Origin of the sequence: Neobacillus rhizosphaerae (genome assembly GCF_050477885.1) — a bacterium.
Lineage (GTDB): Bacteria > Bacillota > Bacilli > Bacillales > Cytobacillaceae > Neobacillus > Neobacillus rhizosphaerae_A.
The window spans coordinates 49,955-71,314 of the sequence record NZ_JBCNAC010000060.1 but is presented as its reverse complement, the minus strand read 5'-3'; the positions used below and the strand labels follow the sequence as shown (position 1 = coordinate 71,314).

The 21,360-nt window shown below is 40.7% G+C and carries 19 protein-coding genes; 11 read left to right on the top strand and 8 right to left on the bottom strand.

Features of this window, described 5'->3' with window-relative positions:
- Nucleotides 1-86: 86 nt before the first annotated feature.
- From ABES03_RS07790 to ABES03_RS07775, 4 genes are read left to right on the top strand one after another with little or no spacing between them, the layout of a single operon-like run.
- Nucleotides 87-968: a branched-chain amino acid ABC transporter permease gene (locus ABES03_RS07790; RefSeq protein ID WP_308081730.1), complete on the top strand. Its 882-nt coding sequence runs from the start codon at nucleotides 87-89 to the stop codon at nucleotides 966-968.
- A 15-nt stretch (nucleotides 969-983) separates the two neighbouring features.
- A complete protein-coding gene (locus ABES03_RS07785) occupies nucleotides 984-1,958 on the top strand; it encodes a branched-chain amino acid ABC transporter permease (protein ID WP_430116594.1) in 975 nt (324 codons plus the stop codon).
- Nucleotides 1,933-2,712, top strand: coding sequence for an ABC transporter ATP-binding protein (locus ABES03_RS07780; protein WP_430116592.1), 780 nt, complete (start codon nucleotides 1,933-1,935; stop codon nucleotides 2,710-2,712). The genes ABES03_RS07785 and ABES03_RS07780 overlap by 26 nt, the downstream gene beginning before the upstream one ends.
- Nucleotide 2,713: 1 nt before the next feature.
- The gene (locus tag ABES03_RS07775) at nucleotides 2,714-3,421 is read left to right on the top strand and encodes an ABC transporter ATP-binding protein (RefSeq protein ID WP_430116590.1); all 708 of its coding nucleotides are present in this window, start codon (nucleotides 2,714-2,716) and stop codon (nucleotides 3,419-3,421) included.
- A gap of 32 nt (nucleotides 3,422-3,453) precedes the next feature.
- Here ABES03_RS07775 and ABES03_RS07770 read toward each other — a convergent pair whose 3' ends face one another.
- Nucleotides 3,454-5,262 carry a TIGR04190 family B12-binding domain/radical SAM domain protein gene (locus ABES03_RS07770; RefSeq protein WP_430116588.1) on the bottom strand — a complete coding sequence of 603 codons (1,809 nt, stop codon included), beginning with the start codon at nucleotides 5,260-5,262 and terminating at the stop codon, nucleotides 3,454-3,456.
- 470 nt (nucleotides 5,263-5,732) lie between these two features.
- Between ABES03_RS07770 and ABES03_RS07765 the strand changes: the two genes are divergently transcribed.
- From ABES03_RS07765 to ABES03_RS07745, 5 genes are all read left to right on the top strand, one after another.
- Nucleotides 5,733-7,598: a GAF domain-containing sensor histidine kinase gene (locus ABES03_RS07765; RefSeq protein WP_430116586.1), complete on the top strand. Its 1,866-nt coding sequence runs from the start codon at nucleotides 5,733-5,735 to the stop codon at nucleotides 7,596-7,598.
- Nucleotides 7,573-8,220, top strand: coding sequence for a response regulator (locus ABES03_RS07760; RefSeq protein ID WP_430116584.1), 648 nt, complete (start codon nucleotides 7,573-7,575; stop codon nucleotides 8,218-8,220). Before ABES03_RS07765 ends, ABES03_RS07760 begins: the two co-directional genes overlap by 26 nt.
- 213 nt (nucleotides 8,221-8,433) lie before the next feature.
- Nucleotides 8,434-10,899 carry a S8 family serine peptidase gene (locus ABES03_RS07755; RefSeq protein WP_430116581.1) on the top strand — a complete coding sequence of 822 codons (2,466 nt, stop codon included), beginning with the start codon at nucleotides 8,434-8,436 and terminating at the stop codon, nucleotides 10,897-10,899.
- 89 nt (nucleotides 10,900-10,988) lie between these two features.
- On the top strand, nucleotides 10,989-11,465 hold the full coding sequence (gene ybaK / locus ABES03_RS07750) for a Cys-tRNA(Pro) deacylase (RefSeq protein ID WP_430116579.1): 477 nt from the start codon (nucleotides 10,989-10,991) through the stop codon (nucleotides 11,463-11,465).
- A gap of 338 nt (nucleotides 11,466-11,803) precedes the next feature.
- Nucleotides 11,804-12,907: a PRK06851 family protein gene (locus ABES03_RS07745; RefSeq protein WP_430116577.1), complete on the top strand. Its 1,104-nt coding sequence runs from the start codon at nucleotides 11,804-11,806 to the stop codon at nucleotides 12,905-12,907.
- A gap of 58 nt (nucleotides 12,908-12,965) precedes the next feature.
- On the opposite strand, the gene ABES03_RS07740 is transcribed toward ABES03_RS07745, so the two are convergent.
- Nucleotides 12,966-13,115: a hypothetical protein gene (locus ABES03_RS07740; protein WP_430116576.1), complete on the bottom strand. Its 150-nt coding sequence runs from the start codon at nucleotides 13,113-13,115 to the stop codon at nucleotides 12,966-12,968.
- Between the two features lie 105 nt (nucleotides 13,116-13,220).
- On the opposite strand from ABES03_RS07740, the gene ABES03_RS07735 reads away from it, so the two are divergent.
- The gene (locus ABES03_RS07735) at nucleotides 13,221-13,889 is read left to right on the top strand and encodes a DNA alkylation repair protein (RefSeq protein ID WP_430116575.1); all 669 of its coding nucleotides are present in this window, start codon (nucleotides 13,221-13,223) and stop codon (nucleotides 13,887-13,889) included.
- Nucleotides 13,890-13,961: 72 nt separating this feature from the next.
- The gene (locus ABES03_RS07730; RefSeq protein ID WP_430116573.1) at nucleotides 13,962-14,831 is read left to right on the top strand and encodes a Cof-type HAD-IIB family hydrolase; all 870 of its coding nucleotides are present in this window, start codon (nucleotides 13,962-13,964) and stop codon (nucleotides 14,829-14,831) included.
- 301 nt (nucleotides 14,832-15,132) lie between these two features.
- On the opposite strand, the gene ABES03_RS07725 is transcribed toward ABES03_RS07730, so the two are convergent.
- The 6 genes from ABES03_RS07725 to nosZ form a co-directional block, all read right to left on the bottom strand.
- Complete coding sequence (locus ABES03_RS07725) at nucleotides 15,133-16,035, bottom strand: FixH family protein (RefSeq protein ID WP_430116571.1); 903 nt, start codon at nucleotides 16,033-16,035, stop codon at nucleotides 15,133-15,135.
- Nucleotides 16,032-16,709: an ABC transporter ATP-binding protein gene (locus ABES03_RS07720; RefSeq protein WP_430116570.1), complete on the bottom strand. Its 678-nt coding sequence runs from the start codon at nucleotides 16,707-16,709 to the stop codon at nucleotides 16,032-16,034. The genes ABES03_RS07725 and ABES03_RS07720 overlap by 4 nt, the downstream gene beginning before the upstream one ends.
- The gene (locus ABES03_RS07715; RefSeq protein ID WP_430116567.1) at nucleotides 16,706-17,503 is read right to left on the bottom strand and encodes an ABC transporter permease; all 798 of its coding nucleotides are present in this window, start codon (nucleotides 17,501-17,503) and stop codon (nucleotides 16,706-16,708) included. Before ABES03_RS07715 ends, ABES03_RS07720 begins: the two co-directional genes overlap by 4 nt.
- Nucleotides 17,467-18,810 carry a nitrous oxide reductase family maturation protein NosD gene (nosD, locus tag ABES03_RS07710; RefSeq protein ID WP_430116565.1) on the bottom strand — a complete coding sequence of 448 codons (1,344 nt, stop codon included), beginning with the start codon at nucleotides 18,808-18,810 and terminating at the stop codon, nucleotides 17,467-17,469. The genes ABES03_RS07715 and nosD overlap by 37 nt, the downstream gene beginning before the upstream one ends.
- On the bottom strand, nucleotides 18,807-19,385 hold the full coding sequence (locus ABES03_RS07705; RefSeq protein WP_430116563.1) for a hypothetical protein: 579 nt from the start codon (nucleotides 19,383-19,385) through the stop codon (nucleotides 18,807-18,809). Before ABES03_RS07705 ends, nosD begins: the two co-directional genes overlap by 4 nt.
- A gap of 87 nt (nucleotides 19,386-19,472) precedes the next feature.
- Nucleotides 19,473-21,338 carry a Sec-dependent nitrous-oxide reductase gene (nosZ, locus tag ABES03_RS07700; RefSeq protein WP_430116561.1) on the bottom strand — a complete coding sequence of 622 codons (1,866 nt, stop codon included), beginning with the start codon at nucleotides 21,336-21,338 and terminating at the stop codon, nucleotides 19,473-19,475.
- Nucleotides 21,339-21,360 lie beyond the last annotated feature (22 nt).

Here is a 21,360-nt window from a genome sequence, read left to right as displayed (position 1 = left end):
TAATGGGCAAATGAATAGGGAGAATAGATGTCTCCCTATTCCCATTTTAAGAGATAGTTGAAGTCCTTTTAAGGGAGTGTTTGAACATGGAACAATTTATACAGCAATTAGTCAACGGAATTTCCTTGGGGAGCATTTATGCGTTAATCGCCCTAGGCTACACAATGGTATACGGTATCGTTAAACTGATTAACTTTGCCCATGGGGACGTCTTCATGGTAGGTGCATTTATAGGCTTTTATTCTATTACTATTTTAGATTTAGGATTTTTTCCTGCCTTAGTAATTTCCATGGTAGCGTGTGCAATTTTTGGGGTGCTAATTGAACGGATTGCGTACAAGCCTTTACGGAACGCGACGAGGATTGCAGCTCTGATTACAGCCATTGGGGTGTCCTTGTTTATCGAATATGGGACGATTTATGCACGGGGTGCACAGCCAGAAGCATATCCAAGTAATTTGGTCCCAATCAAGAGCTTAGATGTGTTTGGTGTAAAAATTAGTGGACAATCCATCCTTATTCTAGGAACATCCATAGTCTTAATGATTCTTCTTCAATTCATTGTTCATAAAACGAAAATTGGAAAAGCGATGCGTGCTGTTTCTCATGATATGGATGCGGCAAGATTGATGGGGATTAACGTAAATAACACTATTTCTGCTACCTTCGCTATCGGATCTGCTCTAGCAGGTGCAGCTGGGGTTATTTTTGGAATGTATTATACAAAGATTGAACCGCTGATGGGGATTATCCCAGGACTGAAAGCCTTTGTTGCTGCTGTTTTAGGCGGAATTGGAATTATTCCTGGAGCGATGGCAGGCGGGTTAGTTTTAGGTACAATTGAAGCGTTTGTTAGTGCGGCAGGCTATTCTTTATGGCGTGATGGAGTTGCATTCATTGTCCTAATCTTAATTTTAATTTTCAAACCAGCAGGCTTATTTGGTAAAAATGTCAGGGAAAAGGTATAGGGGGAGGCTTCTACGATGACTATTTTTAAACGGGCAAAGTTTTTTTGGACTTCTATCGTTTTAGCCGTTATTTTTTCAGTCGTGATGCAATTTTTAATTACGGGTGGAACACTTAACCAATTTTATGTGAATACGCTCTTTTTCATGGGTATTAACATTATTTTAGCGGTCAGTCTTCACTTAATTATCGGGATTACGGGTCAGTTTTCGATTGGACATGCGGGGTTTCTCGCAGTGGGTGCCTATGCGTCTGCGATTATGACCATGAAATTAAGCCTGCCATTTCCAGTCGCATTAATAACGGGAGGATTAGTGGCAGCGGTAGCTGGTCTCATCATTGGGATCCCTACACTTAGGTTAAGAGGAGATTATCTAGCCATTGCTACACTTGGTTTTGGAGAAATTGTTCGGATTGTCTTTTTAAATATTGATTATGTTGGCGGAGCTAGCGGGATGACTGTCTCCCATTTAACCACATGGCCATGGGTGATTGGTTGTGTCCTACTAACGATTATTGTGATTGCAAACTTCACCAACTCTACACATGGACGAGCTTGTATCTCCATTAGAGAGAATGAGATTGCAGCCGATGCGATGGGAATCAATACTACTTATTATAAAGTCGCAGCCTTTGCGCTGGGTGCCTTTTTCGCAGGAATCGCGGGTGCGTTATTTGCCCACAATTTCTACATTATCCAACCAACGAATTTTGGGTTCTTAAAGTCGTTTGATATTTTAATTTTTGTTGTATTGGGTGGCTTGGGCAGTATGTCTGGGGCAGTGATTGCTACCGTCCTGTTGACTATCATCTCTACCTATCTTCAAAATTATCCAGAGGTAAGGATGGTCATCTATAGTTTAGTCTTAATCGTAATGATGCTTTACCGTCCACAAGGATTAATGGGCACAAAAGAGATTACTTCATTCTTTAAATCTAGTAAATCCGCTAAAGGAGGAGTACAGCATGGCAGCAAAAACACAGTTGCTTAAGGTTGAAAATGCAGGCATCCGATTTGGCGGATTGAAGGCAGTGTCTGATGTAAACCTAGAATTAAAACAGGGTGAACTTGTCGGTTTAATTGGCCCAAACGGTGCCGGAAAAACAACCTTCTTTAACCTGCTAACTGGTGTGTATGTTCCGACTGAAGGAAGCATTTCATTAGAGGGAGATAAATTGAACGGTCTAGCTCCTTATCGGATTACAAAAAAGGGAATCAGCCGGACCTTCCAAAATATCCGTTTGTTTAGTGAATTATCTGTACTTGATAATGTTAAGGTTGCTTATCATTCTTTGTCTAAGCATTCCATTATTAGCTCCATACTTCGCCTACCCTCTCACTTTTCTGGTGAGAAGGAGATGGAAGAAAAGGCAATTGAATTCTTAAAAATCTTTAAGCTTGATGAAGTATTGCATGAGAAGGCAAAGAACTTACCGTATGGACAGCAGCGGCGTCTAGAAATTGCCAGGGCATTGGCTGCCAATCCAAAGCTATTGCTGTTGGATGAACCGGCGGCTGGGATGAACCCACAAGAAACCGAAGAATTAATGAATTTAATCGCCTTAATACGTGAGAAATTTTCATTGACGATTCTTTTAATTGAACATGATATGCTTCTTGTTATGGGAGTTTGCGAACGGATCTATGTCCTTGACCATGGTCAATTGATTGCTGAAGGTACACCAGAACAAATCAGAAATAATCCAAAAGTCATCGAAGCGTATCTTGGCGAGGAGGTCTCTTAATATGCTGAAAATAAAGGATATGAATGTCTATTACGGGAATATTCATGCATTGAAGGGAGTTTCCCTCGAGATCAATCAAGGAGAAATCGTTACACTGATCGGAGCAAATGGTGCTGGTAAAAGTACGCTTTTAAAAACGATCTCAGGACTCCTGAAGCCAAAAAACGGAGAAATTGTGTTTGAAAATGAGCATGTGGCTGGGAAGGTTGCCCAATCGATCGTAAAGCGAGGAATTTCCCAGGTTCCTGAAGGCCGTCGTGTATTTCAAAATATGTCCGTTGAGGAAAACTTGGAATTAGGAGCCTATTTACGAAAAGATAAAAAAGGCATTCGCGAGGATTTTGAAAAAGTGTATCAGCTTTTCCCGCGACTGGAGGAGCGCCGAAAGCAGCAATCTGGAACGCTTTCAGGTGGTGAGCAGCAAATGCTCGCGATGGGTCGTGCATTAATGGCTAGGCCGCGTCTTTTGTTATTAGACGAGCCATCCATGGGGCTTGCCCCACTGTTAGTAAAAACAATTTTTAGGATCATCGAAGAAATTAATCAAACGGGGACGACGATTTTATTAGTAGAGCAAAATGCGAATATGGCTTTATCTATTGCCGATCGTGCTTATGTCATTGAAACAGGAAAAATTGTCGCTTCCGGTACGGCTGAAGAGCTTAGTCAAAGTGACCAAATAAGAGCTGCCTACTTGGGCGGACATTAAAAGAAAAAAAGGGGACCATCCCCTTTTTTTCTTTATACTTTCAACTTCTGACGCTCTGTATCCAGTTTAAATTGAAACCGTTGTTTCGGACTTACTTTATTTCGAATGATATTAGAGTAATCCTGATAAAGCTGCTCTAATCCCACTAATGCGAGTGAAAAGAAATTAGCATAATTCTTTTGAACTTCCCACTTTAACTCATTCTTTCCGCAAATACTGTACTTATTTAACTCTTCAATCTCCTTTTGAATTTTAACCAATTCCGCTGCTTGATCTTTTTTAGGTAGGGCTAACACATGGTCGATTTTTTCTATATAGGCCATTGATTTCTCAATTTTTTCTTTGATTTCTTGATATCCTTCTTGGTCAATTAGATTGTATTGTAGTTTGAACTCATTTAATTTATTAGCAGATTCATAGGTTGCATTCACAATATCATCCCTGGTCATATCTTTTGTTTCATAGCTAAGCATATGCTTCCAGGAAGGCTGAGTGATCGCTTTGCGGTGATCTTCAAGGGTGTGGCAGAATTTTTTATAGCCATGAAGCTCTGGATGTTCAAAAGCCGGGCTTGCAGGATCTAGGAATGGAGCAAGCGGCGCCACAAAGTAATAGACTCTTGGGTCCTTTTGGCAAGCAAGATGAATCGTTTCACAGAAATCGATGTTTTCTATGGCACTTTGGTAGGTCTGTCCAGGGATCCCCACCATGAAGAATAAATCGATTTTTTTGCAGCCATTCTTTAGAGCAAAGTTAAGGGTGTCTATGACCTTTTCATTGGTGCAACTGAATTTCCCATTGTAACGCCTAATTTTCTCATCATGTGTTTCAAGGGTGATTTCAATACTATACTTAGGCACACATTCATTCATTTGCTTGAAAAATTCTTCGTCAGCATACTGGAACAGCTCAAAGACGATTTCATTTTTTAGGTTTATTGTTTTAAGACGTTTAAAGAACTCTTTTACATATTCACGACCACCCTGCCGAAGATCATGAAGAATGAATATGGGTGCCCGGCTAAACCGCGAAATAAATTGAATGTCCTCTACCAGCTTTTTCGGTGATCGTAGGGCAAGTGAATTGCGGTTACAGTTTTGATCATAGGCTTCTCTTGAGCCTCCGCAAATCAAACAGTTTTGTGTACATCCTCTTGCCGTTAACAGCGCTGTGTTAGGATATTGAAGCCAGCCGTTATAAGGAAGCGGATCAAGGAAATTTCGGTATTTGAAAACGGAGCGAATGGTGTAGCGATAGCCAGGTACGTCAATATCATCTAAATCCTTTGGTACATACGTAATTGGATTGTAACCGTACTCGCTGCCTTTTTTCCAGGTTAAATTGGGTATGTCAGCATAGTGGGTGCTCCCTGCCTCTATTTTGTTCATCAGGAGAAGCATCAGCTGTTCGGTAGAGTCGCCACGCATAACAAAGTCGATAAAGGGATAGTCAATTAACTCTTTATGATAATAGGTGGCTGATAACCCGCCAAAAATAATGGGTGTTTGGGGATGAAGGGTTTTTACTATTTTAGCAAGTTCAATACTTCCATGTGCATGCGGGAGCCAGTGAAGGTCAATCCCGAACGCTTTTGTTTGGATTTTGCTTAATTTTGCTTCGACATCAAATGATGAATTCATCAGCATCCGATTGGCAATATTGATAATCTTTACCCGCAGGCCATATCTTTCAAGGTAATCCGCAATGCTTGTCAGTCCAATGGGATACATTTCAAACACAGGTGATGATGGGACAACATCACTTATTGGGCCTGCAAGCAAAGAATTTTTCCTAAAGTCGTACACACTGGGTGCGTGAAGGAGAACTAAATCATATTTCATAATTTCACCTCTTAAAATAGGTTGTTAGTTTGTGAATATATTCACAATAAAATGTAAGTTGTGTGTTAATAATTTAAGTTTACTATAATCATGGGTTGATAGAGTGACAAACGGGTGACAATATATGGGTGATTTTGTGGATAAAACCAGCTGGATTTAGGACCCAAACCATTGGCTCGTACTCTATTAATACAAAGGTAGTAGAAAAGAATAATCCTTTTAGCAAATACAAAAGGAAGGGGAATTGTGCCATAATCATTTTACAAGCCGGAGACGGTTTGGCCCAGTATCGGTCAGTGTGTTTCATTGGACCGGTCTGGGTTTCTTTTTGTATTTATTGGGAAATTTTAGATTAATTTTTATCCTCTTGGGTCCTCTTTTATTGTGTTTATAGAATATATCCATTAAACTAACAGTAATTAACAGAAAATTTAGATATCAAATTGTGAGCGGATGAAGGAGAGATATGAATGAATAGTTCGTCCAATTCGCAAAAAAAGGAACGGTTATCCAGGCACTTTTTACTGTGCGTCTCCCTTATTGGCATTTGGATCTTTATCCAATTTGGACTAGCAAAAATAACGGCACCTAATGAAACAATGATTCTTGCTTTATTAATTGTTTTTTTACTAATAGTCGAGTTTTTTCCATTGCCAGTTTGGAAAGGCACTGTTACGATTTCTTTTCCACTGGTGTATGCCATTTATGTAATGGATGGACTTTCGTATACAATCCTATCCTATGGATGTATCGTGGCTATGATTAATTTATATAAAAGAAGGCCGTTACGGATTGTGTTTTTTAATCCTGCCTTGTTACTTGTCAGTTTTTTTACTGCACACTTAATCAGTCAATGGATTTTATCATTTTTAACCATTGAGCTTCAGTCAAGATTCCTGCAAGGGGTTCTTCACTTTAGCCTGCTCATCCTGCCTTTTTATCTTGTTAATAATTTAATTGTTGATGTGTTGCTTACGATTAGACCTCAGCTCTATAACTTACGAATATGGAAGCGAAAAACGCTACAGGAATTGAATAGTTTCCTACTTTCATATGGATACCTGGTCCTTTTTTATTTTCTTGGAAATCAAAACAGAGGAGAAATCGATGTCTTTTCTTTCTTTTTCTTTTTTGCTCCATTAGTGTGTTTTGCGTTATTAAGTTCCATTATCGCCAACTTAAAAAAGGAGAAAGCAAAATTAAAGGCACTATTTAGTATCTCTTCTGAACTTAATAAAAAAATTGCAGCACCTGATTGGTTATCCTTTTTAGCTAATAATCTTCAGGAATTTATAGATGTAGATGCCTGGATTTTATGGAAAAGGGAAAAAAAGGGCTGGAACCTAAGGTTTGCCTCAGGGTTAGTTATGGATGAAATCATTTTAACTGCCGAAACGGCCCAGGCGTTTGATAAAACCAGGCAGTTGACCGTTTACCATCATACAAAAAAAGATGCGGGGCCCGCGGGCAAAATATTTTCAAAAGAAGTGGGGTCGTTATTGTATGCTCCATTAGTTCTTGAAAATGAGCTGGTTGGCATGTTTGTTTTTGGAAGGATTCGGTCAAAAAGCTTTACGGAAGAGGATATGCAGTCAGCGGCTACCCTTGCCAATCAGTTAGCCGTCTTAATTAAGACGAAATGGCTGTTTGCTGAACAGGAGAAAAGGCTGATTTTAGAAGAAAGAAATCGAATTGCGCGTGATATTCATGATGGGGTGGCTCAATCATTAGCAGGGGCCATCATGAATTTGGAGACAGCCACTCGGAAATTTACCAAAATGCCAGATGATTCGTTCCGTCTAATGGTAGAAAGCACGGAAAAGCTGAGAAGAAGTTTAAAGGAAGTCAGGGAATCCATATATGCTCTTCGCCCATATCCAACGGAACGCGTGGGGCTGCTGTCGGCGATTGCCTCAAAAATCAAGGCAATTCAAAGAGATACAAATATGGATATATCGTTTGATACCCGCGGCCCTGAGTTTCAGCTCAGCCCTATGGTGGAAAAGATTATTTTCGATATCTGCAAAGAGAGTATGCAGAATGCTCTTAAGCATGCAGAGGCAACGAAGATCGACATTTTATTAAGCTATCAAAAGGAGCATGTTCTCTTAAAAATTAAGGATAATGGGAAGGGGTTTTCTTTATTCCAGGCGATGATTAAAGCGAGGCAGCACCCCCATTTTGGAATTCTGCATATGAATGAGGCTGCAGAGAAAATCCAAGCCTCGCTCCAAGTAGACAGTAAAGAAGGAGCAGGAACAGAGATTACGTTAACCGTACCAAGAATGGGAATTGAAGGGAGTGACTTACGTGATCAAGCTTATGCTAGTCGATGATCATGCGGTATTGCGTGATGGTCTTAAAAACATAGTAGGAATGGAATCCGATATTGAAGTAGTGGCAGAAGCAGTAAATGGGAATGATGCGATTGCGAGGGTAGATGAGGTTCTACCGGATGTCATTCTAATGGATATTAATATTCCTGAAAAAAATGGCATAGAAGCAACAAGTGTGATAAAAGAGCGTTATCCGGCTGTTAAAATTCTCATTTTGACCATGCATGATCATGATGAGTTCTTTATGTCAGCCATTCGCGAAGGCGCAGATGGATACCTTCTGAAGGATGCTCCTTCACAGCATGTCATTGATGCAATTCGAGCGGTTGCTAATGGTCAGTCGGTTATTCATCCTGCTATGACAAAGAAGTTTCTAGGATTCCACCAGCAGAAGGTAGAGCCTGCCGAAGAAAAGACTGATTCCGTGCTGACCGTACGGGAGAAAGAAGTGCTCTTGTGTCTGGTTAAAGGAATGAATAACAAGGAGATCGCACAAAGTCTATATATCAGTGATAAAACCGTAAAAATCCATGTCAGCAACATCTTCAAAAAACTTGGCGTAAAAAGTCGTTCCCAAGTCGTCATCTATGCCGTCCAAAACCAGCTCGTCCCATTATCATAAAAGGAAAGTGTAAAGGGTGTCAGGCACCGTGTGAAAAATTCACATAGTGCCTGACACCCTTGCTGCTTCTAAACGGACTACGTCCTATAACTAAAGTACGAAAGTAAAATAGTACTTATTCTATCCATAATTACTCCCTTTGCTGAATAGTGTTTTCGTCCCCTTTTTTAGACAATAGACCTAACAACTATTAGTAGAAAAGGGGAATGGAATGTGAAAAAGAAAAGGTGGTTATCAGTCTTTCTTACTCTCGTTATACTACTATCGATTGTAATTCCTGGCCTATCAAAAGCGAACGCTGAAGGGACCTCTGCTTTCATCGATAGTAAATTGATTAAAGCACTCGAAACAGCCGTTGACCCCTTACAGGTCATTGTGACCTTTGATGGACAGGGAGCGCCTACAAAAGACCAGCTTAATCTATTAAATAGTCTAGGAATCTCTAAGGGGCTCTCAATGAAAGCTTTACCAATGGCGGGAATACTTGCAACGAAGGATCAAATCAATAAACTAGCTGCTTCTCCTGGAGTAAACTCAATTTATTTAAATCGTAAACTCACGTATTACAATGCAGATGCGACCAGTTTAACAGGGGTAGACAAAGTCCGAACAGATACAGCAATGCAAAAGGTAAATGGAGGATTGCCAATAACAGGAAAAGGGATTGGTGTGGTGATCAACGACAGCGGCGTGGATGGAACGCATAAAGATCTGCAATTTGGCAGTCACCTAGTCCAAAACGTGATGGCCAGTACAAATTTAAACAGCTTGGAACCTAGTTTACTGCCAATCACTTATGTAGAAAATGTCCCAAACACGGACTCTAATTCCGGGCACGGTACGCATGTTGCCGGTATTGTTGGCGGGACAGGAGAAAGCTCAAATGGGAAATATGAAGGAGTTGCTCCAGGTGCTAGCTTAATAGGATATGGTTCAGGTGCAGCCCTCTTTGTTCTTGATGGCATTGGCGGATTCGATTATGCTATCACCCATCAATCTGAATATAATATTCGAGTGATTACAAATTCCTGGGGTTCTTCAGGCGACTTTGATCCCAACGATCCGATTAATATTGCTAGTAAGGCTGCCCATGACCGTGGCATTACCGTCTTATTCGCAGCAGGGAATGAAGGCCCAGGGGAAAACACTCACAACCCTTACGCGAAAGCTCCATGGGTCATCTCTGTGGCTGCCGGAGAAAAAGATGGATCGCTGGCAGATTTCTCTTCAAGAGGGACAAAAGGAGTCGGTGGTACCTTTGAAATGGATGGTAAGACGTGGACATGGAATGATGAACCAAGTGTGACCGCACCAGGAGTAGATATTATTTCAACTCGAGTCCTCGCTCCTGTCTCAACGTTAGGTGCAACAACAGATGCGGAGCTAATTGAACCAGCCTACCTGCCATATTATACAGCCATGAGTGGTACCTCCATGGCAACACCGCATGTGGCTGGGATTACTGCACTCATGTTAGAGGCAAAGCCCACGTTGTCACCAGATGAAATCAAGAAAATTTTACAGGATACGGCCACAAATATGCCTGGCTATGAAACATGGGAAGTGGGAACCGGCTATGTGAATGCCTATGCAGCACTTGATGCTGTCTTGTTTGGAAACCAATATGGATCAACCGTAAATGCCTATCAACCATTCAATAGTAATGTCAAATCAACAGTCACGAGGTCTCCTTTTGAGGTGGAGTATAATCCATTATTATTATCGTCAAACACCTACTCCTTTTCGGTGGCAGAAGGAGTTTCCCAACTCTCTGCTCGAATCGATGCAACAGGATTGCTGGGGCAAACAGGAAACCCAGTGAATCTTATTTTAGTCGCACCAGACGGGACAGAGTATAGCTCGGGGATCAGTTTATTGTTCACCCTTTATCCTGATAGGACGGCTTCCGTCAATTCACCAATGGCTGGAGAGTGGAAGGTTAGAATTGACGGGCTGCATGGCGACGAGGCCAACCCTGTTGGAGTGGGATTGCCCGAAACAATTCAAGGGACGGTTTCTATGGCGAAGGTGAGCGGCTACACCGGCCTGAAGGATATTTCTGGCGACCCTGCGGCCTCTGCCATCCAAATGGCTGTTAGCGAAAGGTTAGTTGACGGGTATGCGGATGGGACATTTAAACCAAAGCAAAATCTTTTACGAAAAGAGCTAGCCCATTATTTAGTCATGGGGACTGGAGTAAGGCAAAGTCAGACTCCAGTTTTAAAGGATGTGTCAGCAGGGGATGGACCATTCGCGAAAGCTGTTGTGGCAAAGGGAGCGGCTATACGTGATGCTGTTCAAACGCAGGGCGGCCTTATGCTTCTTGATGCAAACGGCAATTTTAATCCTAACGGTGAGGTCAACCGCGCAGAACTAGCATACTCCCTTGTTCAAGCGCTTGGTTTAGAAAAACAAGCCAAGGAAAAAACAGGAGATGTAACGGTCCTATACAAGGATGAGCGAATTCCAATTAAGGATAGCTCCTCTATTCCGGCATCACTTAGAGGGTATGTTCAGTTGGCACTTGACCTGAATATTCTTAATGCTACCTTCCAGGTGAAACAAGGAACGTATGATTTAGTCCCAACTGTCGAGGCCAGCTTCGAGCCAAGTAAAAAGGTAACAAGAGGCGATTATGCGGTCGCCGTAACGCGTTATTACCAGGCATGGTTTCAATAAAATGAAGGAGAGCAGTCACGAGCTGCTCTCCTTTTTTATGGAAAAATTGATATACTATAAATAGTATAAATTGATAGAGGATGATGATCATGGCACAGGCTAAAACCAATGCAATGCGCATACTGGATGCGAAAAAAATGGAGTATGACATGCTTATATATGATAATAAAGACGGAAAAATTGATGGGATTTCTGTTGCGGGAAAAATCGGACGGGAGCCAAAGGAAGTCTATAAGACACTTGTGGCACAAGGCCCAAGCAGAAATATTTACGTATTCGTCATTCCAGTTGCCGAGGAGTTGGATCTGAAAAAGGCAGCAAGAGCGGCTGGTGAAAAAAGCATGGAGATGCTTCCAGTAAAGGATATTCAAAAGTGGACAGGCTATATCCGTGGTGGCTGCTCCCCTATCGGGATGAAAAAAGAATACAAGACATTTTTGGACGAAAGCTGCAGAGAGCTTCACACAATGGTAGTTAGTGCAGGGAAGATTGGCGTGCAAATAGTACTAGAGCCTATAGTATTAAAAGAAATAACAAAGGCAGAGGTGATTGATATTACAAAATAAGAGGCTATGTTAAAGCATTAGTTGATTTGACACACCTGTTGATTGGAGCGGAAGGCGCGAAGACTCCTGCGGGAGTAGCGGTCACGGGAGACCCCGCAGGAGTGAGCGACGAGGAGGCTCCCGGAACGCCCCGCGGAAAGCGAAGTGCCTGGAGCGGAAATTAACAGACAAATTTAACAGAGCAAAATGAGAAAAAGATGAATTTTTCCATAGGCACTCACCTATAGCCCACAAATGCATATGATAGGGTGTAAATATCTCACCTAATAACTGGCCATTAAATAGGACTAGAGAATGAATGAGGCGCAGTTGAGTAGCTTAAAAGGGAGTGTTGATGAGTGGTAGGAAAAATTAGAAATTATTTTGCTGGCGGGAACACAGCCAGAGGTTTCCATAACCTTTACGATTCCAATCTTCAAGGATTAGAAAGGTTGTTTATTCTAAAAGGCGGTCCTGGAACAGGTAAATCCTCATTGATGAAAAAAATAGGCAACGAATGGGTGGAACAAGGCTATGATGTGGAGTTTTTACATTGTTCCTCTGATAATAATTCCATCGATGGCGTGATCATTCCAGCATTAAAGGTTGGGATTGTTGATGGAACCGCACCACATATTATTGAACCGAATGCACCAGGAGCAGTGGAGGAATATATTAACCTTGGTGAAGCCTGGAATGCCCGTGCACTTAGTGTGCAGAAAAATGTGATCCAAAAGCTAACCAGACAAATTAGTCAGTCCTTTCAAAAGGCCTACGCGACATTTCATGAAGCATTAGAAATTCATGATGATTGGGAAAAAATTTACATTAATAGTATGGATTTTAAAAAGGCCGATCAATTAACAAAAAAATTAATTGACACCTTCTTTGGAAAAATGAAATTGAATAAAACGCCTGATGTTCGTCATCGATTCTTAGGTGCAGCCACACCTAAAGGCGCCGTTGATTTCGTTCCAAACTTAACAGAGGAGATTCCTAAACGCTACTTCATTAAAGGCCGACCTGGTTCTGGGAAATCAACGATGTTGAAAAAACTAGCTGCGGCTGCCGAGGAGCGCGGTGTGGATGTAGAGATTTATCACTGCGGCTTTGACCCAAATAGCCTCGATATGTGTATTTTTAGAGAGCTCGGCATCGCAATTTTTGATAGTACGGCTCCACATGAATACTTCCCAAGTCGAGATGGTGATGAAATCCTCGACATGTATGAGCTTTTGATTGAACCGGGAACAGACGAAATTTTTGCAGATTTTATCAGTAAGATTTCTGCCAAATACAAAAATAAAATGACTGAGGCAACCAGCTATCTGGCTAAAGCTAAAGAGCTGCACGATGAGCTTGAGGAAATTTATGTAGCTGCAATGGACTTCTCGGTAGTAGAAAAAATTCAAAGTAAAATTGCTGGGGAAATAAAAGATTTAGCGGCTTCTACTGTTTTATAAGCTTATCTAAGGGGGCAAACCTCACTACATTACAGTGGGGTCTGACCCCTTTTCCAATTTATTTCTTTTGTTTCTTCTTTTGCGTATGATTGTTTTTATTGCCCTTACTGTTATCGCCACTTACAAATTCAGTCGAAAACTCCGCTTCCGCATGCCCTGCTTGAGGGGAATTTTGATTTTTGCTACCTTTGTTATATTTCTTAGTCATGGTTAATCCCTCCTTGTTATTTGTAGTTTGCTGTTTGGGTGTGTTTTCATGCTAATAAATAAAGGGTAAACTGGAAAAAAACAGTAATAGGAAGGAGGCGTTTTTTTGCCAACCAAAATAGAAAAGCTAACAAAATTGTTTGAAGCGAACCGCAATGAGCAAGAGGCGGAGCCGATGAAGAAGTATTTAAAGAATCATTTTTCCTTTTTAGGAATCAAGTCCCCTATAAGAAAAGAGCTAGAAAAGGAATTTTTTAAAGAAACAGGAATGTTGAAAGAGCCATTGGATCAAGAATTTATTATTGAGCTTTGGGAAAAGGATGAGCGAGAATATCAATATTCGGCCTTAACTTATTTGGAAAAATCGTTAAAAAAGCTACAAAAAGAGGATTTAGCCTTAATGGAAAGATTAGTATTGGAGAAATCCTGGTGGGATACGGTAGATGCCATTGCGGCTAAGCCAGTTGGTAAAATTGCGGAGAAGTTTCCAGAAATCATAGAGGAAGTGATTGACTGCTGGGCAGTACATGACAATATGTGGCTGCGACGAACTGCGATTCTTTTTCAGTTAAAATACAAAGAGAAAACCGATGAAGAGCGGCTGTACGGATACATAAAGAGCAATTCTGGCAGTAAGGAATTTTTTATCCAAAAGGCCATTGGCTGGGCACTCCGGGAATACTCCAAAACCAACCCGGCCTCGGTGAAGCAGTTTATCAATGAAAACAGCCTTGCCCCGTTAAGTGTAAGGGAAGGAAGCAAATACGTAGATTGAGCATTAAAACGATACTGTATAACTATTCATGTTAGAATGGGCATAATGAAAAATTATGGAAGGTGAGACAGCATGATTAAATGTATTGCATCAGACATGGATGGAACATTATTGAATTCCACACAAACGATCAGTGAAGAAAATAAAGAGGCGATTTTAAAAGCACAGGCACAAGGAATTGAATTTGTTGTGGCGACAGGAAGGTCCTATCAAGAGGCGACCTATGTGTTAGCTGAAGCCGGTTTAAAATGCCCCGTAATTGGTGTGAATGGTGCAGAGGTGCGCTCAAAGGACGGTGAAGTTCTTGCTTCCACTCCAATCAGCAAAGAATTGGCTAGAAAAGTAGCGGCAAAGCTGATTGAAAAAGAGGTTTATTTCGAAGTGTATACGGACAAAGGTGCCTATACAATTGATGCGGATAAGGCAGTCTCCATTTTAGTGGACATTGTTGTCAGTGCGAATCCAGAGGCAAATGTCCAAGAGATTGTGGAGGCGGCCGGGGCAAGAATACGAGATGGCTTAATTCATACCATTGAGGATTATGAGGTCTTATTTGAAAGCGATGACTATCAAATCTATAAATTTCTTGCATTTGATTTTGACGAAGACAAATTGGAAACAGCTAACCAATCTCTTGCTGAGTTGGATGATCTGGCTGTATCCACCTCAGGTCATGAGAACTTGGAAATTACCAATAAGAATGCTCAAAAGGGAATTGCGCTTGCAGCTTTTGTGAAAGCAAAGGGAATCGAGTTATCGGAGACAATGGCGATTGGCGATAACTTTAATGATGTCTCGATGTTTGAAGCAGCAGGAAGATCGGTTGCGATGGGAAATGCGGGCTCGTACATAAAGTCCATTTGTGATGCAGTGACGGATACCAACAATGAACATGGTGTAGCGAAGGTAATTCTCGAGGTTTTGCTGAATGATTTAAATTAGTGGTTTAACGGATGAAGGACATTTTTGGCTAAAACCCAGGTAGATTTGTCCTTCATAAGGTGGATGAAGGACATTTTTGGTAGAACTCTAGGTCATTTTGTCCTTCATAGGGTGGATGAAAGACATTTTTGGTAGAACTCTAGGTCATTTTGTCCTTCATAAGGTGGATGAAGGACATTTTTGGTATAATCAAAGGTAATTTTGTCCTTCATAAGGTGGATGAAGGACATTATATAGTAAAATCCCGGAAGGTTTGTCTTTCATCAGGCTAGTCTCCCGGGATTTTTAGGTTCCTGACACCTTACAGGATCTCAATTTTCAACGAGTACACTTGGGAGACGAGGAGTTCTTCGTATTGTTTTTGGGCTTGGAAATAGACCTCCTGCTCGCCGTACGTAGGATTTTCTTTTTTGACCTTTGCAATCAGGTCTTTTTGGACCTTTTGCGCAAGAACAATCATCTGGTATTGCTGTTTTTCAGTCGTCCAAAACTTCTCTTCTCCATATTCGGTAATTAACTTTTTAGCAGATTCATACTGGTTATACTGTTCGCGGGCTTTACCCAAGGCCGCATCCACTTCGGTAGCCGTTGCCTGATGCCCTTTTTCGTTCGCAAGCATTGCCATTGAGCGGAGTCGGATAATTTGTGTTACTATTTGATTCTTATTGTCATTTACTTTCTCCTGCGATTCTAAGTAGGACAACTCTTCCTCTAATTGCTTGCCTGTGTACTTCTTCTTAGCGGCCTCGCGGTTGATTTCAAGCTGCAGTTCATTAATAAACTTATAAAACGCTACATCCTCATTTGTAATCCAGTCACCGTTAATTTTGGCAACACCTTTAGGCTTCGTTACGTTGATGTCGATAACCTTTTCTGTCTTTTTTCCGTCTTTTTCAATTACAAACGCAGCTTCATATTTGCCGCCCATAGGTAGATTCACTTTACTAGAGTACATACCATTTTTGCCTTCCGCAAACGTTACATCATACGACCCATGATCCATATTAGTCATCGATAATTGTGCGGTAACCTTCAGGCCTTTAACAGCCTTCTTGTTTTCCATAACCTTTATTTCAAACGGCATTGCAGTATCCTTTTGATAGTAAAGCTCCTTTGTTACATCAATCTTATAATCAGGGCCGCTGCTGCAGCCGGTTAGTACACTAATCAACAGAAGTAAGACGAGCGTGAGCCGTGTCTTCATGAGCCGATTCCTCCTAGGTTATGAGTGCTTAAAAATTCCTCTACTGTATACTTTTCCATTTTTCCATCATTTAAATAAGCCACATGAGTACACACCTGTTTAATTTCATCCAGATGGTGAGAGGAAAGCAAAATGGTTTTATCCTGAAGGGAGCCTAACACCTCTAAGATTTCCTTTCTTCCCATGGGATCAATCCCACTTGTCGGCTCATCGAGAATAAGAATGTTTGAATCTTGATACAAGGTAATCGCTAGGCCAAGACGCTGTAGCATTCCTTTTGAATATTTCTTCACCTGGACATCACGGTCGTCCCATAGCCTCACAGAGGTCAGTACCTGTTGGATTCGCTCCGTGTTTGCTGTTTTAAAGACAGCTTCTGCAAAAAAGGTCATATTCTCAAGACCTGTCAGCATGGGATAGAGCATAAATTTTTCCGGTAAGTAAGCAATGGCCTTCTTCCATTCATTGTTTTTCTTCGTGACCTCAACCCCATTAATGGAAATTGACCCTTGCTTAATGGGTAAGAGCCCTAGAAGACTATTTATAAAGGTTGATTTACCGGCCCCATTGCGGCCGACAAGGGCACAAATTTCATTTTTATGAATCTCTAGAGTAACCGCATCTAATACTAGTTTTTTCCCGAAGGATTGGTCTAAATTCGTAACATTAATCATTCATACCCCTCCTTACGGTTGAAAAGAATCGCAGTCGTATACGATACAAATAGCCAAAATACGAGATTTCCCAGTAAAAAGAATACGGGCTTCGTCCACATAAAGGCCTGCAAGAGTCGTGACATATGGCCGAAGGAATACACGCCCATTCCTGTTTCGAGGAACATCCTCCCTGCTTGTAATGGATTTGAAAAGTAAGCGGATGAAAAGAGTTTTACATTTTCATGGGTCACGTCTGGTAAAAACGAGAGCAAGATAAAGTCGTGTAAAAAGAAAAAGTAAAACCAGACGAAAATCGTATAGCCGATAATCTGCATCCGTGAACGGCTAAAGCTGCCGATGGCCGCCCCCATTTGTAAAAACACGAGTGCCAAACAGGTAATGGTTACTACAAAGATGAGATAGCCCTTCATATCTAGTTGGAAGTTAAACTTTAATAATAATAGATACAAGAAAAACCAAACTAGAAGCGGGACTAAAACCACGGTATACAGCCCCAGACTTTTTTTTACGAAGAAGGTGGAAAAATTGTCTTTCTTCGTAAGCAGCATAATTAACGTTTTTTGTTCCTTTTCCTGAAAGATGGAGAAGGCCCCGATGAATAAGCAAAGGATCGGGATAAAGTATATAATCGTATCAAATAGATTAATTAAGAGAACATAAAAGCCTTTATCAAATGAAAGGACAGAGGAGCGAAACAATATACTGATCGAAATGAGAACAATGATACTTAATGAAAGCCATAGTCCTTTTCCCCTTATATTTTCCTTCCATTCCTTCCAAATGTAATGCATAGTAGATGTCTCCCTTTTATTAAAATTAAAACCACCATCAGCAGACCGATAACAGCGAGTAGAACAGGTAAATGACTACTTTTTTTAGCTGCTAACGGATGTGGGTCCGTAAACATAACTTCGTCGTTTGTTAAAGTGGCATTAATTTTTTCATAGATTTTAATGGCTGGGCTTTTTAAAAATAAATGGGTTAATTCCTGGTCCTCGATCAGCTGATGGAGAGAAGAATGATAGGTTACCTTAAAATCGCCAATTCCGTCTTGATTTAAATCAGTGAGTGGAAAAGCCGTTCCCCAATCATTTCCCTTCCCATCTTTACTCCAAAAGTTGCTGTCTCCATGACCGCCAAGGGTGACAGCAGGCAGCGTATTTTCAGTAATCTGGTTTAGCGAGAAAATTTGGTCATTGGAACTAGCCCAAAGCTCAATTCCAATTTGGTTTTGGATGATTTTGTTTTTTATAATGATGTTTTTGGTTGATTGATCAATATACATGCCCCGTTGGTTCATGTAGAACGTATTATTGTCTATATAATTATCATTGGCTTGTAGGAGTAATAAGCCGAACGATTGATTTCCATAGTTAACGATAAATTGATTGTCTTCAAGTTTTAGATGATTCGAGTTCATGACGGCTGCGCCGCCTGTGTTCATGGTGAAAATATTCCGTTTAAAAATATTTTCATCAGAGTACATATAATGTAAGCCATATCTAGTATTACTAATGTTATTATCCAAGATTTTATTATTATTAGCATAATCAAAGAACATGCCATCACGCGTGCCTTCAATTGTATTATGAGAAAGTAAGTTATCTTTTGCGTAATAAATGTGCAGGCCATTTCCTTGTGCGGCGATCTCTCCTTTGCCCATTCCTTTAATATCGTTATATCGAATGGTATTGTGGTGAGCCTGGCTTAAATAAATCCCATGAAAGGAATGACGGATATGGATGTGTTCAACCACATTATTGTTGGTATAAACCTTGATTGCTGCATACTCTTCTGCAGAGTTTCGATTCATACTACTATTTGTAACGGTAAGATGGCTCAGCTTCACATGGGGGGATTTGATTGAAATGACATTCCCCGTTCCGTCTCCTTTAATCACGGTTTTATTTGAACCTACTATTGTCATGCGTTTATTAATGACAATATTACCTACATACGTTTTATCCTCGAGCTTTAATACCGCTCCTTCTTTCATGCTGTCGATCAACGCTTGTAAGTTTTCGGCCGCCATATTTTTCTCAGGTTTCATAAGTAAAAAGAGAGAAAAAATGAGAAGTAGGAGCGCTAATTTTTTCATCTTACTCGATCCTTCCATAAAGGAATTAGTAATAAAATAAAGGCAGCAATCACAAAATAGATCCCTGTGCCAAGCATACTGTGTGTGGTAAAATTGGCAACCGTGTTTTCCCCAATAATCGGAGGGACAAATGGATCGATTTTGATGGGAGCTTTTGGACTCAAGTTTGTTCCGTATCGTTGCAGTGCAAAGTGGAGGTCTAAGATTCCAGTCACACCGACAAGGGCAATGATTCCTATTAATCCATAAAGGACTTTCTTGTTTCGAAGAATAGCAGTTAAAAGAGTTAGGCCAGCTAGTCCGCCGATAATATAAATAAGGTAGGAGAGTTCCGGAAAATTCTTTTCACTGAAATTTGACATTCCAATATAGTGATTTAGGCCGTTGATAATGTCTATTTCTCCTTTAAGCTTGTTTGGATAAACAATAATATTTAACCCTTCGGGATATTGTGGTGCGTAAAAAACCATTTTCCACCAAGGGAAAAACATGGAGATAACAATCAAAACGGCAGATAATGCAATCAATAAAGAGGAAATAACCGACAATTTCTTTTCTTTCTTTCTATCATTCAAGTTAATCACTCCTAAAATGCAGTTAGCTAAATAAAATGGAGGCGGGCTGACCACGTTGCAGTTAAGTCAGCCTCGCCATTCATGACATTAGTTCTTCGGCTTAACAAGGAAGTAGCCGTTCATTTCCTGATGCAGTGCAGAGCAGAAGTTCGTACAATAGAGTGGGAAGGTTCCTGCTTTATCAGCGGTGAACTCCATTGTGTTTGTTTGACCTGGCTGTACTTCCATGTTTAAGTCATAGCTATTAATGGCAAAACCGTGGGTAATATCCTCATCGAAGTCGATATTGGTTAAATGGATAAATACATGATCACCTTGATTCACTTCAATGACGTCAGGGCGTTTGGATTTTGCGTCAAAAATAAATCTTGAGCGCATGGCAATGCCATACACATGTACTTCGTTTCCTTTACGAACAATTTTTGTATCACTTTGCTTGTAAACAGCATCTTTATTCTTCGTATCCTTTGGATATACATTAATTGTCTTGATTTTGTCTGCTTTAATCATCTGAGCATAGTGTGGTTCAGGATCAACTGGTGCAGACATGATGACCTTCATCTTGCCGCTAATATCAATTAATTGCATGGATTCTGGATGTGAAGGACCAACTGACAAGTACGTATCTTTGGCAATCTTGTTTAATGCAATGAGCCATTTACCATCAGGTGCAACGGTATCTCCCTCAGCGGAAACAGAGTGTCCTGGAGAGTACTGCACAGGTACACGGTCTAATGTTTTACCTGTTTTAGGGTCCCACTTAACAATCTCAGATGAAATGAACATGGTTGTATAAGCCATACCTTTATCATCAAATTGAGTATGAAGTGGTCCAAGAGCATTTTCTGGGTTTACTTCTCTTTCCATCACAGATTTATAGTTAAGAATAGGAATTCCGTTTCTTTCACCAGCAAAGTCTTTATTTTCAACCGCTTTAAATGCTTTTTCAAAAGAGAAAACCGTCATCGAAGGTGCAAGTTTTCCTGAAGCAATGAAGTATTTTCCATCAGGAGTAACGTCCACACCGTGTGGTGATTTCGCAACAGGCACTAAATAGATTCCACCCTTTTGCTTTTCTGGGAAAATCATCTTTTGGCCATCAACTTCTTCATACTTACCTTCCTTGACCATCTTCTCAAGCTCTTTCCAATTGAAAAGAACGATATAGTCACGGTCTGCCTGTGATGCATTAATTTCCATTGTTGTTGTTGATTCTTCCGTGTTATAAGTTGTCATAACTGCCCAATCAGCAGAGCCTTTTTTCCCTGCATCGGAAAGGTCATAGGACCATGGTGGAAGAGCAACTTGGTAACCAATGTTTAGCTTTACATTTTTCTCGTCAAACGTAACGGCAGACATGACACCGCGATATTTAGTACTGTAATCATCAAGGGATTCATACTTCTGCCCAAGCGGTACAGCGAAACGAGTTGGTAAGAACATATACTCTGTGTTTTCGGTAACAAAGGCTGCACAGTGAGGGCCAGCCGTATTTGGCACCTTAATAATGTCTTTTGTTGTGAATGTTTTTAAATCGACAACTGCTGCTCGGCTATTACCTACATCTGTTGCAAACATCCATTTTCCATCATAGTCACCCTTTGTTTCTGAGAAGGCTGGGTGATGAAGATCTCCCCAAGTGTAACCACCCATTAATTTTTTTGAATGTTCATCAAAGCCATAACCCGTTGCAGAATCTTGTGAGAAAACAGGAATGGTTCTTATTTTACGCATGGAGGGAACACCGTAAATAAACATTTGTCCAGAGTGACCTCCAGAGGCAAAAAGATAATAATCATCTTTTTGACCAAATGGAACATATACCTTTTCAGCGTCGCTCTTGGTGCTAGATGCAGCCTCTGTGTTTGTCTTTGTTGAAAAATCAGCAAATGAAATCGTAGCTGCTACAAACCCAGCGAGTAATCCCGACGCAATCGGAATCCATTTTTTCATATACTTTGACACCACCTTGTTA

What these genes read in the sequence shown, in the direction of transcription:
- ABES03_RS07790 (WP_308081730.1), top strand. Translation starts at nt 87, where the DNA reads ATGGAACAATTTATACAGCAATTAGTCAACGGAATTTCCTTGGGGAGC.
- ABES03_RS07785 (WP_430116594.1), top strand. Translation starts at nt 984, where the DNA reads ATGACTATTTTTAAACGGGCAAAGTTTTTTTGGACTTCTATCGTTTTA.
- ABES03_RS07780 (WP_430116592.1), top strand. Translation starts at nt 1,933, where the DNA reads ATGGCAGCAAAAACACAGTTGCTTAAGGTTGAAAATGCAGGCATCCGA.
- ABES03_RS07775 (WP_430116590.1), top strand. Translation starts at nt 2,714, where the DNA reads ATGCTGAAAATAAAGGATATGAATGTCTATTACGGGAATATTCATGCA.
- ABES03_RS07770 (WP_430116588.1), bottom strand. Translation starts at nt 5,262, where the DNA reads ATGAAATATGATTTAGTTCTCCTTCACGCACCCAGTGTGTACGACTTT.
- ABES03_RS07765 (WP_430116586.1), top strand. Translation starts at nt 5,733, where the DNA reads ATGAATAGTTCGTCCAATTCGCAAAAAAAGGAACGGTTATCCAGGCAC.
- ybaK (WP_430116579.1), top strand. Translation starts at nt 10,989, where the DNA reads ATGGCACAGGCTAAAACCAATGCAATGCGCATACTGGATGCGAAAAAA.
- ABES03_RS07740 (WP_430116576.1), bottom strand. Translation starts at nt 13,115, where the DNA reads ATGACTAAGAAATATAACAAAGGTAGCAAAAATCAAAATTCCCCTCAA.
- ABES03_RS07730 (WP_430116573.1), top strand. Translation starts at nt 13,962, where the DNA reads ATGATTAAATGTATTGCATCAGACATGGATGGAACATTATTGAATTCC.
- ABES03_RS07725 (WP_430116571.1), bottom strand. Translation starts at nt 16,035, where the DNA reads ATGAAGACACGGCTCACGCTCGTCTTACTTCTGTTGATTAGTGTACTA.
- ABES03_RS07720 (WP_430116570.1), bottom strand. Translation starts at nt 16,709, where the DNA reads ATGATTAATGTTACGAATTTAGACCAATCCTTCGGGAAAAAACTAGTA.
- ABES03_RS07715 (WP_430116567.1), bottom strand. Translation starts at nt 17,503, where the DNA reads ATGCATTACATTTGGAAGGAATGGAAGGAAAATATAAGGGGAAAAGGA.
- nosD (WP_430116565.1), bottom strand. Translation starts at nt 18,810, where the DNA reads ATGAAAAAATTAGCGCTCCTACTTCTCATTTTTTCTCTCTTTTTACTT.
- nosZ (WP_430116561.1), bottom strand. Translation starts at nt 21,338, where the DNA reads ATGAAAAAATGGATTCCGATTGCGTCGGGATTACTCGCTGGGTTTGTA.